Annotated in this window: 15 protein-coding genes and 1 riboswitch; of the genes, 8 read left to right on the top strand and 7 right to left on the bottom strand. The window is 60.2% G+C overall.

Going from position 1 to position 13,329, the window contains the following annotated elements:
* The first annotated feature begins 15 nt into the window (after positions 1–15).
* The 5 genes from cecR (at position 16) to ABLX76_RS16260 (ending at position 5,761) form a co-directional block, all read left to right on the top strand.
* Positions 16–675, top strand: a complete 660-nt coding sequence (cecR, locus tag ABLX76_RS16280) for a transcriptional regulator CecR (RefSeq protein WP_023288932.1) — start codon at positions 16–18, stop codon at positions 673–675.
* Positions 675–1,670 (top strand): secretion protein HlyD, encoded by a 996-nt coding sequence (gene hlyD, locus ABLX76_RS16275; RefSeq protein WP_072421342.1) that lies wholly within the window; start codon positions 675–677, stop codon positions 1,668–1,670. The genes cecR and hlyD overlap by 1 nt, the downstream gene beginning before the upstream one ends.
* Positions 1,663–3,402, top strand: a complete 1,740-nt coding sequence (locus ABLX76_RS16270; protein ID WP_348874877.1) for an ATP-binding cassette domain-containing protein — start codon at positions 1,663–1,665, stop codon at positions 3,400–3,402. Before hlyD ends, ABLX76_RS16270 begins: the two co-directional genes overlap by 8 nt.
* The gene (locus tag ABLX76_RS16265; protein ID WP_065804724.1) at positions 3,392–4,525 is read left to right on the top strand and encodes an ABC transporter permease; all 1,134 of its coding nucleotides are present in this window, start codon (positions 3,392–3,394) and stop codon (positions 4,523–4,525) included. Before ABLX76_RS16270 ends, ABLX76_RS16265 begins: the two co-directional genes overlap by 11 nt.
* A 129-nt stretch (positions 4,526–4,654) precedes the next feature.
* Complete coding sequence (locus tag ABLX76_RS16260) at positions 4,655–5,761, top strand: ABC transporter permease (RefSeq protein ID WP_023288928.1); 1,107 nt, start codon at positions 4,655–4,657, stop codon at positions 5,759–5,761.
* On the opposite strand, the gene ABLX76_RS16255 is transcribed toward ABLX76_RS16260, so the two are convergent.
* Complete coding sequence (locus ABLX76_RS16255) at positions 5,723–6,133, bottom strand: YbhQ family protein (protein WP_012542390.1); 411 nt, start codon at positions 6,131–6,133, stop codon at positions 5,723–5,725. The two genes, ABLX76_RS16260 and ABLX76_RS16255, sit on opposite strands and share 39 nt — an antisense overlap.
* A 131-nt stretch (positions 6,134–6,264) precedes the next feature.
* On the opposite strand from ABLX76_RS16255, the gene ABLX76_RS16250 reads away from it, so the two are divergent.
* From ABLX76_RS16250 to ABLX76_RS16240, 3 genes are read left to right on the top strand one after another with little or no spacing between them, the layout of a single operon-like run.
* Positions 6,265–7,026: an endonuclease/exonuclease/phosphatase family protein gene (locus ABLX76_RS16250; protein WP_023288927.1), complete on the top strand. Its 762-nt coding sequence runs from the start codon at positions 6,265–6,267 to the stop codon at positions 7,024–7,026.
* Positions 7,023–8,267, top strand: a complete 1,245-nt coding sequence (gene clsB / locus ABLX76_RS16245; RefSeq protein WP_048334482.1) for a cardiolipin synthase ClsB — start codon at positions 7,023–7,025, stop codon at positions 8,265–8,267. The genes ABLX76_RS16250 and clsB overlap by 4 nt, the downstream gene beginning before the upstream one ends.
* On the top strand, positions 8,264–9,229 hold the full coding sequence (locus ABLX76_RS16240; RefSeq protein WP_023288925.1) for a lysylphosphatidylglycerol synthase domain-containing protein: 966 nt from the start codon (positions 8,264–8,266) through the stop codon (positions 9,227–9,229). Before clsB ends, ABLX76_RS16240 begins: the two co-directional genes overlap by 4 nt.
* Positions 9,230–9,627: 398 nt before the next feature.
* Here ABLX76_RS16240 and ABLX76_RS16235 read toward each other — a convergent pair whose 3' ends face one another.
* The 6 genes from ABLX76_RS16235 to moaA form a co-directional block, all read right to left on the bottom strand.
* Positions 9,628–10,332, bottom strand: a complete 705-nt coding sequence (locus tag ABLX76_RS16235; RefSeq protein ID WP_023288924.1) for a Bax inhibitor-1/YccA family protein — start codon at positions 10,330–10,332, stop codon at positions 9,628–9,630.
* A gap of 45 nt (positions 10,333–10,377) precedes the next feature.
* A complete protein-coding gene (moaE, locus tag ABLX76_RS16230; protein ID WP_023288923.1) occupies positions 10,378–10,830 on the bottom strand; it encodes a molybdopterin synthase catalytic subunit MoaE in 453 nt (150 codons plus the stop codon).
* Position 10,831: 1 nt separating this feature from the next.
* On the bottom strand, positions 10,832–11,080 hold the full coding sequence (gene moaD, locus ABLX76_RS16225; RefSeq protein WP_023288922.1) for a molybdopterin synthase sulfur carrier subunit: 249 nt from the start codon (positions 11,078–11,080) through the stop codon (positions 10,832–10,834).
* On the bottom strand, positions 11,073–11,561 hold the full coding sequence (gene moaC, locus ABLX76_RS16220; protein ID WP_004886142.1) for a cyclic pyranopterin monophosphate synthase MoaC: 489 nt from the start codon (positions 11,559–11,561) through the stop codon (positions 11,073–11,075). Before moaC ends, moaD begins: the two co-directional genes overlap by 8 nt.
* Positions 11,562–11,564: 3 nt before the next feature.
* Positions 11,565–12,077 carry a molybdenum cofactor biosynthesis protein B gene (gene moaB / locus ABLX76_RS16215; protein ID WP_065881914.1) on the bottom strand — a complete coding sequence of 171 codons (513 nt, stop codon included), beginning with the start codon at positions 12,075–12,077 and terminating at the stop codon, positions 11,565–11,567.
* 23 nt (positions 12,078–12,100) lie between these two features.
* Positions 12,101–13,090 (bottom strand): GTP 3',8-cyclase MoaA, encoded by a 990-nt coding sequence (moaA, locus tag ABLX76_RS16210; RefSeq protein ID WP_017900173.1) that lies wholly within the window; start codon positions 13,088–13,090, stop codon positions 12,101–12,103.
* Positions 13,078–13,216: riboswitch (molybdenum cofactor riboswitch) on the bottom strand. It overlaps the preceding gene by 13 nt.
* Positions 13,217–13,329: the final 113 nt, after the last annotated feature.

Here is a 13,329-nt window from a genome sequence, read left to right as displayed (position 1 = left end):
TTTTTTCAGAGCGCGATGACCAGTAAAGGGGAACAGGCAAAAAGCCAGCTTATCGCGGCCGCTATCGCCCAGTTTGGCGAGTACGGCCAGCATGCCACCACCCGCGATATCGCCGCCCAGGCCGGGCAGAATATCGCGGCTATCACCTACTATTTTGGCTCGAAAGACGACCTGTATCTCGCCTGCGGCCAGTGGATCGCCGATTTTATCGGAGACAATTTTCGCCCACACGCCGAAGCGGCGGAGGCCCTGCTCGCCGGAGAGTCGCCGGATCGCCAGGCGATCCGCGCCCTCATCCTCAGCGCCTGCCATAACATGATCCTGCTGCTGACCCAGGATGATACGGTCAACTTGAGCAAATTTATTTCCCGGGAACAGCTGGCGCCCACCGCCGCGTACCATCTGATCCACCAGCAGGTGATCGCCCCCCTGCACCACTATCTCACCCGGCTGATCGCCGCCTGGACGGGTCGCGATGCCGGTGATACGCAAATGATCCTCCATACCCACGCCCTGCTGGGCGAGGTGCTCGCTTTCCGTCTCGGGCGTGAAACCATCCTGCTGCGCACCGGCTGGACGCAGTTTGACGCGCAAAAAACCGAACAGATTTTTGAGGTCATTACCTGTCATATCGATTTCATCCTGCATGGGTTATCGCAAAGGAGTTTGGGCTGATGAAAAAACCCGTCGTTGTCATTCTGCTGATCGTGATTCTTCTCGCCGCGCTGGGCGGCGGCTGGTGGTGGTACCAGAGCAGCCGGCAGCAGCCGCTGACTCTGTATGGCAATGTCGATATCCGCACCGTCAATATGAGTTTCCGCGTCGGCGGCAGACTGGCCTCGCTGACCGTCGACGAAGGCGACAGCATCCGCGCCGGGCAAACCCTCGGCGAGCTTGACCGTGCCCCCTATGAAAACGCCCTGCTGCAGGCGCAGGCCAACGTCTCCACCGCCCAGGCACAGTATGACCTGATGATGGCCGGCTACCGCTCGGAAGAGATTGCCCAGGCCGCGGCGGCAGTGAATCAGGCGCAGGCCGCTTACGACTACGCGCAAAACTTTTATCAGCGCCAGCTGGGTTTACGCGCCAGCAGCGCCATTTCCGCCAACGATCTGGAGAACGCCCGCTCCTCGCGCGACCAGGCGCAGGCAACGCTGAAGTCAGCGCAGGATAAACTGCGTCAATACCGCGCCGGCAATCGTCCGCAGGAGATAGCCCAGGCCAAAGCCAGCCTCGAACAGGCGCAGGCGGCGCTGGCCCAGGCTAAACTGGACCTGCACGATACCGTGCTGACCGCCCCTTCCGACGGCACGCTGATGACCCGCGCCGTCGAGCCCGGCACCATGCTCAACGCCGGCGGCACCGTGCTAACCCTCTCCCTGACCCATCCAGTATGGGTCCGCGCCTACGTTGACGAGAAAAACCTCGGCCAGGCGCAGCCGGGACAAGCAGTGCTGCTCTATACCGACAGCCGGCCGGATAAGCCCTATCACGGCAAAATCGGCTTTGTCTCGCCGAGCGCTGAGTTCACGCCGAAGACTGTCGAGACGCCGGACCTGCGCACCGATCTGGTCTACCGTCTGCGCATCGTGGTAAACGACGCCGACGGCGCGCTGCGCCAGGGGATGCCGGTGACCGTCTCCTTTGACAACGGGAACGGACATGAGTGAGGCCGTCATCGCCTTAAACGGCCTGAGCCGCCGTTTCCCCGGGATGGACAGGCCAGCGGTGGCCCCGCTGACCTGTACGATCCGCGCCGGCTACGTCACGGGACTGGTAGGCCCCGACGGCGCAGGGAAAACCACTCTGATGCGGATGCTCGCCGGGTTGCTCAAGCCTGATGAAGGCAGCGCCAGTGTGATTGGCTTTGACCCGCTGAAAGATGACAGCGCTCTGCACGCGGTGCTCGGCTATATGCCGCAGAAGTTCGGCCTGTATGAAGATCTGACGGTGATGGAAAACCTCACCCTGTACGCCGATCTGCGCAGCGTCACCGGCGAGGCGCGGAAAAAAATTTTCGACCGCCTGCTGGAATTCACCGCCCTTGGCCCGTTCACCGGGCGGCTGGCGGGCAAGCTCTCCGGGGGCATGAAGCAAAAGCTGGGGCTCGCCTGTACCCTGGTGGGTGACCCGAAGGTGCTGCTGCTGGATGAGCCCGGCGTCGGCGTCGACCCGATCTCCCGCCGCGAGCTATGGCAGATGGTGCACGAGCTGGCCGGCGACGGCATGCTGATCCTGTGGAGCACCTCTTATCTCGATGAAGCCGAGCAGTGTCGCGATGTGCTGCTGATGAACGAAGGCAAACTGCTCTATCAAGGGGAGCCGACGGCCCTGACGCAAACCATGGCCGGGCGCAGCTTTCTGGTCTCCAGCCCGCAGGAGAACAACCGCCGCCTGCTGCAGCGGGCGCTGAAGCTGCCGCAGGTTAGCGACGGCGTGATTCAGGGCAAATCGGTGCGTCTGATCCTGAAAAAGGAGGCGCGCATCGATGAGGTTCAGCAACATGACGATATGCCGTCGCTGCAGGTGACCGACACCGCGCCGCGCTTTGAAGACGCCTTTATCGACCTGCTCGGCGGCGCCGGGACCGCCGAATCGCCGCTGGGTGCGATTATCCATCGCGTTGACGGCAGCAAAGACGAAACGGTGATTGAGGCGCAGTCGCTGACTAAAAAATTTGGCGATTTCGCCGCCACCGACCACGTCGATTTCCAGGTCAAGCGCGGCGAGATCTTCGGCCTGCTCGGCCCCAACGGCGCTGGGAAATCCACCACCTTCAAAATGATGTGCGGCCTGCTGGTGCCCACCTCCGGCAAAGCACTGGTGCTGGGGATGGATCTCAAGGTCAGCTCCGGCAAAGCGCGTCAGCATCTGGGCTATATGGCGCAAAAATTTTCGCTGTACGGCAACCTCAGCGTCGAGCAGAACCTGCGCTTTTTCTCCGGGGTCTACGGCCTGCGCGGCCGGGCGCAAAATGACAAAATTGCCCGCATGAGCGCTGCCTTCGGTCTGAACAGCATCGCCCGCCACGCCGCCGACGAGCTGCCGCTCGGCTATAAGCAGCGGCTGGCGCTGGCCTGCTCCTTGATGCATGAACCCGACATTCTTTTTCTCGACGAACCCACCTCCGGGGTCGATCCCCTCACCCGTCGCGAGTTCTGGCTGCATATCAATAGCATGGTGGATAAAGGGGTGACGGTGATGGTCACCACTCACTTTATGGATGAAGCGGAGTATTGCGACCGCATTGGGCTGGTCTATCACGGCAAGCTTATCGCCAGCGGCACCCCGGACGCGCTGAAGGCTCAGGCGGCGGATGACAACCAGACGGACCCGACCATGGAGCAGGCGTTTATTACCCTGATTAACCGTTGGGATAAGGAGAATGGCCATGAGCAGTAATCTCCTCTCCTGGCGGCGGGTCCGCGCCCTGTGCGTCAAAGAGACCCGGCAGATCGTCCGCGATCCCAGCAGCTGGCTGATTGCGGTGGTGATCCCTCTGCTGCTGCTGTTTATCTTCGGCTACGGCATTAACCTCGACTCCAGCAAGCTGCGGGTGGGGGTTCTGCTGGAGCAGCAGAGCGAAGAGGCGCTGGACTTCGTCCATACCATGACCGGCTCGCCCTATATCGACGCCACCATCAGTGACAATCGCCAGCGGCTAATTGAGCTGATGCAGGCCGGTCGCATCCGCGCGATGGTGGTCATTCCGGTGGACTTCGACCGCCAGATGGCCCGCCCCGGCGCCACTGCGCCGCTCCAGCTCATCACCGACGGCAGCGAGCCCAATACCGCTAACTTCGCCCAGGGCTACGTGGAGGGTATCTGGCAGATCTGGCAGCAGCAGCGGGCGGAAGACCGCGGCGAGACCTTTGAACCGCTGATCGACGTGCAGATGCGCTACTGGTTTAACCCGGCGGCCATCAGCCAGCACTTTATTATCCCCGGAGCGATCACCATTATCATGACCGTGGTCGGCGCCATATTGACCTCGCTGGTGGTGGCCCGCGAATGGGAGCGCGGCACCATGGAGGCGCTGCTGTCGACAGAGATCACCCGCGCTGAACTGCTGCTGTGCAAGCTCATCCCCTACTACTTCCTCGGCATGCTGGCGATGCTGCTGTGTATGCTGGTGTCGGTGTTTATTCTCGGCGTGCCCTATCGCGGTTCGCTGCCGATCCTGTTTGTCATCACCAGTCTGTTTTTGCTCAGCACCCTGGGGATGGGACTGCTGATCTCGACGATCACCCGCAACCAGTTTAACGCCGCGCAGGTGGCGCTGAACGCCGCCTTTTTACCGTCGATAATGCTGTCCGGGTTTATTTTCCAGATAGACAGCATGCCGGCGGTGATCCGCGCGGTGACCTATGTGATCCCGGCGCGCTATTTCGTCAACACCCTGCAAAGCCTGTTTCTGGCGGGCAATATTCCGGTGGTGCTGCTGGTGAATGTGCTGTTTTTGATTGCTTCGGCGGTGATGTTTATCGGCCTGACGTGGCTGAAAACCAAACGGCGTCTGGATTAGGTTTTGCCCGGTGGCGCTGCGCTGACCGGGCCTAGGGTTTAACCAACATCGATTATACGGTTCGCCGAACCCGTAGGCCGGGCAAACGCAGTGCCGCCCGGCGTTGTTGAATGGGCCAAAGGAGCTATTATGTTTCACCGTTTATGGACATTGATCCGCAAAGAGCTGCAGTCGCTGCTGCGCGAACCGCAGACGCGGGCGATTTTAATCATGCCGGTGCTGATTCAGGTGCTGCTGTTTCCCTTTGCCGCGACGCTGGAGGTGACCAACGCCACCATCGCCATCTATAACGAGGACAGCGGTCGCCACGCGGTGGAACTCACTCAGCGCTTTGCCCGCGCCAAAGCCTTTACCCACGTCCTGCTGCTGAAAAGCCCGCAGGCGATCCAGCCGACCATCGATGAACAAAAAGCCCTGCTGGTGGTGCGCTTCCCGGCGGATTTCTCACGCAACCTCGACAACTATCAAACCGCCCCGCTGCAGCTCCTGCTCGACGGACGCAACTCCAACAGTGCGCAAATCGCCGCCAACTATCTGCAGCAGGTCGTGAAAAATTACCAGCAGGAACTGCTGGAGGACAAAGCGAAGCCGAACAATAGCGAACTGGTGGTGCGCAACTGGTATAACCCGAATCTCGACTACAAGTGGTTCGTGGTGCCGTCGCTCATCGCCATGATCACCACCATCGGGGTGATGATCGTCACCTCGCTGTCGGTGGCCCGCGAGCGCGAGCAGGGCACCCTCGATCAGCTGCTGGTCTCGCCTCTCGCCACCTGGCAAATCTTTGTCGGTAAAGCGGTGCCGGCGCTGATCGTCGCCACCCTGCAGGCGACTATCGTGCTGGCGATTGGTATCTGGGCCTATCAGATCCCGTTTGCCGGCTCGCTGCTGCTGTTCTATTTCACCATGGTGATTTACGGTCTATCGCTGGTGGGCTTTGGCTTATTAATCTCATCGCTGTGCGCCACGCAGCAGCAGGCGTTTATCGGCGTGTTCGTCTTTATGATGCCGGCGATTCTTCTCTCCGGCTACGTTTCACCGGTGGAAAACATGCCGCAGTGGCTGCAGGATCTGACGTGGATAAACCCGATCCGCCACTTTACCGATATCACCAAGCAAATTTATCTGAAGGATGCGAGTCTGGAGATTGTGTGGGGAAGTTTGTGGCCGCTACTGGTCATAGCGGCCACCACCGGCTCAGCGGCGTATGCGATGTTCCGAAGAAAGATTGCGTAATTTTTTATCTTTCGCCAGCAGCGAGACCACCGCCGGGCCTGCCAGTATCACCAGCCCGGCGAGGGCCAGCAGCAGGTTGTTGTGCAGCACGCGCGACAGCAGCCACAGCGCTATCATGGCGGCGCCGAAGTACCAGGTGGTGGTGAGCTCCTCAAGGAAGTCTCCCACATCGCGCCAGCGCGCCTCGTGATGACGCTGCAGAAACAGCATCGCCAGCAGCGTGACGCTGTAGAGGACGCACAGCCCTAATCCGACGCGCACCAGCGCGCCGCTCATCCATCCCATCACCAGCACTGCCACGACCAGTAGATGCAACATAATCTGCCAGCAACTAAGACCTGTTGCGACGCGTACACGTTGTTGCCACTTCATGGCTTCTCTCCTGAAGGATTTTTCTCTGCTACTCAGAGTACCGCACTTTACGGAAAATTCCGTAACACCGCATCTTTTTGTGACGTCTACTACACTATTTTATTCAGGAAAGTGACATTTACTGGAGAATTATGGCTGAGCCAACGTCGGGATTTTCGTTGAACGTGCTGACAATTAACACCCATAAAGGCTTTACGGCGTTTAATCGGCGTTTTATTTTGCCCGAGCTGCGTGAAGCCGTTCGCAGCGTCAGCGCTGACATAGTTTGCCTGCAGGAAGTGATGGGCGCTCACGAAGTTCACCCGCTGCATATCGAAAACTGGCCAGATACGACCCATTACGAATTTCTCGCCGACACCATGTGGAGCGACTACGCCTATGGGCGCAACGCGGTCTATCCGGAAGGTCACCATGGCAATGCCGTGCTGTCGCGCTTCCCGATTGAATACTATGAGAATCGCGATATCTCGGTCGGCAACGGGGAGAAACGCGGCCTGCTGTACTGCCGCATCGTGCCGCCTCAGAGCGGCGTCACGATTCACGTCATTTGCGTTCATCTCGGACTGCGTGCCGACCAGCGGCAGGCGCAGCTGGGGATGCTGACGGAATGGGTCAACACCCTGCCCGCCGGCGAGCCGGTGGTGGTGGCCGGGGATTTTAACGACTGGCGTCAGCAGGCTAACCAGCCGTTAAAAGCCCAGGCGGGGCTGGAAGAGATTTTTACCCGCGCCCGCGGACGCCCGGCGCGCACCTTTCCGGTTAGTTTTCCGCTGCTGCGCCTCGATCGCATTTACGTCAAGAACGCCCACGCCAGCCGCCCGAAGGCGCTGGCCCTCAAACAGTGGCGGCATCTGTCCGATCATGCACCCCTTAGCGTGGAGATTCATTTGTGAAATGTCGTTGGCAGGAAGGCAACCGCATTACGCTACTGGAGAACGGCGACCAGTACTATCCGGCGCTGTTTGCGGCCATCGGTCGCGCCAGCCGGCGGGTGATCCTCGAATCCTTTATCTGGTTTGAAGATGAGGTCGGCCGGCGGCTGCACGCGGTTCTGCTGAAGGCCGCCCGCCGCGGCATCCAGGTGGAAGTGCTGCTTGACGGCTACGGCTCGCCGGATCTTAGCGATGAGTTTGTCGGTGAACTGACCGCCGCCGGGGTGATTTTCCGCTATTACGACCCGCGCCCTAAGCTGATGGGAATGCGCACTAACCTGTTCCGTCGCATGCACCGTAAAATCGTGGTGATCGACGACACCACCGCCTTTGTCGGCGGCATCAACTACTCCGCAGAACATATGAGCGACTATGGCCCGGAGGCGAAGCAGGATTACACGGTGCAGGTCGAGGGGCCGGTGGTGCTCGATATTCTGCAGTTCGAACTGGAGAATCTGCCCAACAGCGAAACCGCCCGCCGCTGGTGGCGCCGTCGTCGCCATCAGCCGGAGATCAACCAGACCCCCGGCGAGGCGCAGGCGCTGTTCGTCTGGCGCGATAATCAGGATCACCGCGACGATATCGAACGCCACTACCTGAAGATGCTGACCAGCGCCCGCCGGGAGGTGATAATCGCGAACGCCTATTTTTTCCCCGGCTATCGTCTGCTGCATGCGATGCGCAATGCCGCGCGGCGCGGGGTGCGGGTGAAGCTGATCGTCCAGGGCGAACCGGATATTCCAATTGTGAAATTTGGCGCCCACCTGCTCTATCACTACCTCGTCAAAGGCGGCGTGCAGATCTACGAATATCGCCGCCGTCCGCTGCATGGCAAAGTCGCCCTGGCGGACGACCACTGGGCCACCGTCGGGTCGAGCAACCTGGACCCGCTCAGCCTGTCGCTGAATCTGGAAGCCAATCTGATCATCCACGACAGGGTGTTTAACCAGACGCTGCGCGATAACCTTAACGGGCTTATCGCCCGGGATTGCCAGCGGATCGATAAAGCAATGCTGCCGAAACGCAACTGGTGGCGGCTGGGGGTGAGCGTGATGGCCTTCCACTTTCTGCGCCACTTTCCGGCGTGGGTCGGCTGGCTGCCGGCCCATACTCCGCGGCTGGCCAGGGTTAGCCCGCCGGTGCAACCGGAAATTGAAACGCAGGATCGCGTCGAGTCACCTACCAGGGATAATCCACTATGAGCAAATCGCACCCGCGCTGGCGGATGGCAAAAAGAGTGCTGACCGTGCTCTTTTTTATCGCCGTGATCGTCCTGCTGGTGATTTACGCGCAGAAGGTCGACTGGCAGGAAGTGTGGAAGGTGATCCGCGGCTACGATCGGCTGGCCTTGTTCAGCGCCATTGCGCTGGTCATCGTCAGCTATCTGATCTACGGCTGCTACGATCTGCTTGGCCGCGCCTGGTGCGGACACAAGCTGGCGAAACGCCAGGTAATGCTGGTGTCGTTTATCTGCTATGCCTTCAACCTGACCCTCAGCACCTGGGTCGGCGGCATCGGCATGCGCTACCGACTGTACTCCCGGCTGGGGCTGAACAATAGCACCATCACCCGTATTTTTTCCTTAAGCATCACCACCAACTGGCTGGGCTATATCCTGCTCGGTGGGGTGATCTTTACGGCGGATCTGGTGAAGCTGCCGTCGCACTGGTACATCAGCCAGACCACCCTGCGGATTATCGGCGGAGCGATGCTATTTCTCACGCTGTGCTATCTCTTCGGCTGCGCGTTCGCCAAACGCCGTCACCTGACGATCAAAGGCCAGCGGCTGGTGCTGCCCTCCTGGCGATTCGCGCTGCTGCAGATGGGGGTCTCGGCGGCGAACTGGATGGCGATGGGGGCGATCATCTGGCTGCTGTTGGGCAGCGAGATTAACTATTTCCTGGTATTGGGAGTACTGCTGGTGAGCAGTATCGCCGGGGTGATTATCCACATCCCGGCCGGGATTGGCGTGCTGGAGGCGGTGTTTATCGCCATGCTCTCCGGGGAAGAGATTTCGAAGGGGGCGATCATCGCCGCCCTCCTCGCCTGGCGCGCGCTCTATTATTTCCTGCCGCTGCTGCTGGCGACGGTGGCCTATCTGCTGCTGGAGAGTCGGGCGAAAAAGCTGCGGCAAAAGAACCAGCGCAAGCTGGCCCGCGAGTGAAATCGCCCGGCGGCGCTGCGCTTGCGCGGGCCTACGAGGTGTGAGCCTGTGAGAGGGTCCTCCAGGCCGGGTAAGGCACAGCCGTCATCCGGCAACTTCACGGGTACTGCGCCTGGCGTCTCGCCCGGCGGCGCTGCGCTTGCATGGGCCTGAACATGCGGGCTGCCCCGGCCTTCCGGGAACGTCTCAGCGATTTTGAGGCCGTCAGCACCGGCAGTTTCAGTCGCACAAGTGGGTAAATCAACGACAGGTCGCACGAACCCTGTAGGCCGGGTCAGGCGCAGCCGCCACCCGGCAAAAAAACGGCGCAAGAGGGTTGCCTGGAAGGTAATCAATGCTTGCCCGGCGGCGTTACGCTTGCCGGGCGTTCTGAGATGCAACCCCTTGATATAAAGAGGTTAGCGGCGATTGCCCATAATACGCAGCAGCATCAGGAACAGGTTGATGAAATCCAGATACAGCGTTAAGGCGCCGAGGATCGAGTATTTACGCAGCGTGGCGCTGTCGCGGATATCAATCTGCTCGCCGATATTTTTCAGCTTCTGGGTGTCGTAGGCGGTCAAGCCGACAAACAGCACCACCCCAATGTAGGTCACGGCCCACATCAGCGCCTCGCTCTTCAGCCACAGGTTTACCAGCGACGCCAGCACGATGCCAATCAGCCCCATAAACAGCATGCTGCCGAAGCCGCTCAGGTCGCGTTTAGTGGTGTAGCCGTAAAGGCTCATCGCCCCGAACATCCCGCCAGTGACCACAAAGGTGCTGGCGATAGAGGAGTAGGTATAGGCGATAAAAATGCTCGACAGCGTCAGCCCGGTGAGCGCCGAATAGAGCATAAACAGGGTGGTCGCCATCCCGGCGCTCAGCCGCTGTACCATCCCCGACAGCACAAACACCAGCGCCAGCTGGGCGATGATCAGCCCGAAGAAGGTGATTTTGCTCGAAAAGACGAACATCATCACCGCCGGGGTGTTAGCCGCAAACCACGCGATAAACGCCGTCAGCAGCAGGCCAACCGTCATCCAGCCGTACACCTGCGCCATATAAGTCTGCAGGCCGCTGCGGCCCTGCACTATTGAATCGGAACGCGGATATCTGTCCATGACTCTCTCCTGATTAACAAAGTTTCACTCTGTAAGCGTATCACACTACCAGCGCTCTGCCGCCTGGCGATCGCTGTCGCGGGCGTCGACCCAGCGCTCGCCCTCCGGCGTCGCCTCGCGTTTCCAGAACGGCGCGCGGGTTTTCAGGTAGTCCATCATAAACTCGCCGGCGGCGAAGGCGCTGCCGCGGTGGGCGCTGGTGACGCCGACAAACACAATCTCTTCCCCCGGCCACATTTCGCCGATGCGATGGATAATGGTCACCCGGCCCAGCGGCCAGCGCTCGCGCGCCTGGTCGACGATCTCCGCCAGCGATTTCTCGGTCATCCCCGGATAGTGCTCGAGGGTCAGCGCTTTCACGCTGTCGCCGAGGTTGTGATTGCGCACTTTGCCGGTGAAGGTGACCACCGCGCCGTCTTCATCGCGTTCGGCCAGCCAGGGATACTCCTCGCCGACGCTAAAGCGCGCTGGGCTAACGACGATACGAGTTTGCGTCATGTCAGCCTCCGGTAACCGGCGGGAAGAACGCCACTTCATCCCCGCTGGCGACAGGATGGTCAAAGGCGGTCAGCGTCTGGTTAACCGCCGCCAGCAGTTTGCCCTCCTCCAGGGCCAGCGCCCAGCGATCGCCGCGAGCGGCAAGCTGCTGACGCACAGCCTCAACGGTGGCCAGGTCGCTGGCGTCGAGAGTCAGCGAATCAGTACCCACCAGCTCGCGCACCTGGGCAAAAAACAGAACCTTAATCATGGCGTTCGTCCACCTTAAAATCGCCGGACTTGCCGCCGCTTTTCGCCAGCAGACGCACCGGGCCAATCACCATATCCTTCTGCACCGCTTTGCACATATCGTAAATGGTCAGCGCGGCAACCGAGGCGGCGGTAAGGGCTTCCATCTCGACGCCGGTTTTGCCGGTCAGGCGGCAGAGCGATTCGATGCGCACCCGGTTATGTTCCGGCTGCGCCTGCAGATTGACTTCCACTTTGCTGAGCATCAGCGGATGGCACAGCGGGATCAGCTCCCAGGTGCGCTTGGCCGCCTGGATCCCGGCGATACGCGCAGTGGCGAAAACGTCGCCTTTATGGTGGCTGCCGTCGATAATCATCGCCAGGGTCGTCGCCTGCATCTCGACATAAGCCTCAGCGCGCGCTTCGCGCACCGTTTCCGCTTTGCCGGAGACATCCACCATATGGGCTTCGCCCGCGGCGTTAATATGGGTCAGTTGTGACATAAATTATTTCTTCAGGTGAGGAATAAAATTACAAGGACGGGTGCGGGCATCCAGCTGCGGGGCAATAATGTTGTCCCACGCGGTGCGGCAGGCTTTCGTCGAGCCCGGCATGGCGAAGATCAGCGTGTGGTTGGCGACGCCGGCCACCGCCCGGGACTGCAGCGTCGAGGTACCGATCTCTTCGAACGACAGCATGCGGAACACTTCGCCAAAACCTTCCACCTCACGGTCAAACAGCGGCAGCAGCGCTTCCGGCGCCTGGTCCCCTTCGGTGAACCCGGTCCCGCCGGTGATCAACACCACCTGCACCTCATCGCTGGCGATCCACACCGATACCTGGGCGCGGATGGCGTAGCGGTTCTCTTTGACTATCGCCTTATCGACGACATGGTGCCCCGCCTCCTGCGCCGCCTCACGCAGCCAGTGGCCGGAAGTGTCGTCCTCTTCGCCGCGACGACTGGAAACGGTAAGAATAGCAATACGGGTCGGAATAAACTCAGCGCTAGCCTGGCTCATCTGAATGCTCCTTTCGAATACGATTATCCGCCAATATAGGACAGGTTCTGCGTAATGCCGGTGTTGCCCTGATGCAGGAAATGGGTCTGCTTTTTGTGGGTTAAGGCTTCGGCGATCCGCGCTTCCAGCGCCGCCTGCTGCCGATCATCGGCCATCAGGTCGCGCAGGTCGACGCCGCCTTCGCCAAACAGGCACAGGTGCAGTTTGCCGACGGAGGAGACGCGCAGACGGTTGCAGGTGGCGCAGAAGTCTTTTTCGTACGGCATGATGAGGCCGATCTCGCCGGCGTAGTCCGGATGACAAAAGACCTGCGCCGGACCATCGCTGCGCTGGCGGATCTGGTGGATCCAGCCGCGGCGCAGCAGCTCGTCGCGCAGCACCATGCCGGAGAGATGGTGACGGCGGAACAGGTCGCTGCCCTCGCCGGTTTCCATCAGCTCAATAAACCGCAGCTGAATTCGACGCGGCTGGATCCATGCGAGGAAGGTATCAAGCTGGTGATGGTTAACATCGCGCATCAGCACGGTATTCACCTTCACCTTGTCAAAGCCCGCGGCGAAAGCGGCGTCAATCCCGTCCATCACCTGGTGGAATTTGTCCTGACCCGTGATGGCATGGAACTGGCGGGCGTCGAGGCTATCGACGCTGACGTTGATCGCCGTCAGCCCGGCATCGCGCCAGCGTTCGACATCGCGCGCCAGGCGGTAACCGTTGGTGGTGACGGCAATCTGACGGATCGCCGGGTTTTCACGCACGGCGGCGATGATCTCGGTGAAGTCACGGCGCAGGGAGGGTTCCCCACCGGTGAGGCGAACTTTTTCAGTGCCCAGCGCGGAGAAAGCGCGCGTAACCCGGCGCACTTCGTCTACGCTGAGAAAGCCGTTGTTATTGACGGCGCCGGGCTTGTAACCATCCGGCAGGCAGTAGGTGCAACGGAAATTGCACACATCGGTAATCGACAGACGCAGGTAATAAAACTTACGCGCGAATGCATCGGTAAGCTGTGAGGCCATATACACCTTTCCAAATACGGGAGACGCGGTCATTTCTTCCCACGCCCTGGCGACAACCGGCGGCGTCGCGGCCAAACCGCCATATCTTTTGACACAGGCGAAGAGGCTAGAGTGTTAACAGGTTATGCCGATAGTAGCGCGTTCCAGGCGGTTTCGCCATTTGCGATTTCGCTATATATTCTTGTATATATCGCTACCTTCGTGCATTTTCGTTACAGAATAGCCATAAATCATCTTTT

The sequence above is a fragment of the Klebsiella sp. JB_Kp004 genome, assembly GCF_040065795.1.
GTDB lineage: Bacteria > Pseudomonadota > Gammaproteobacteria > Enterobacterales > Enterobacteriaceae > Klebsiella > Klebsiella quasipneumoniae.
Note: the sequence above shows the minus strand (reverse complement) of the source record. Positions and strands in the feature narration are given on the sequence as shown.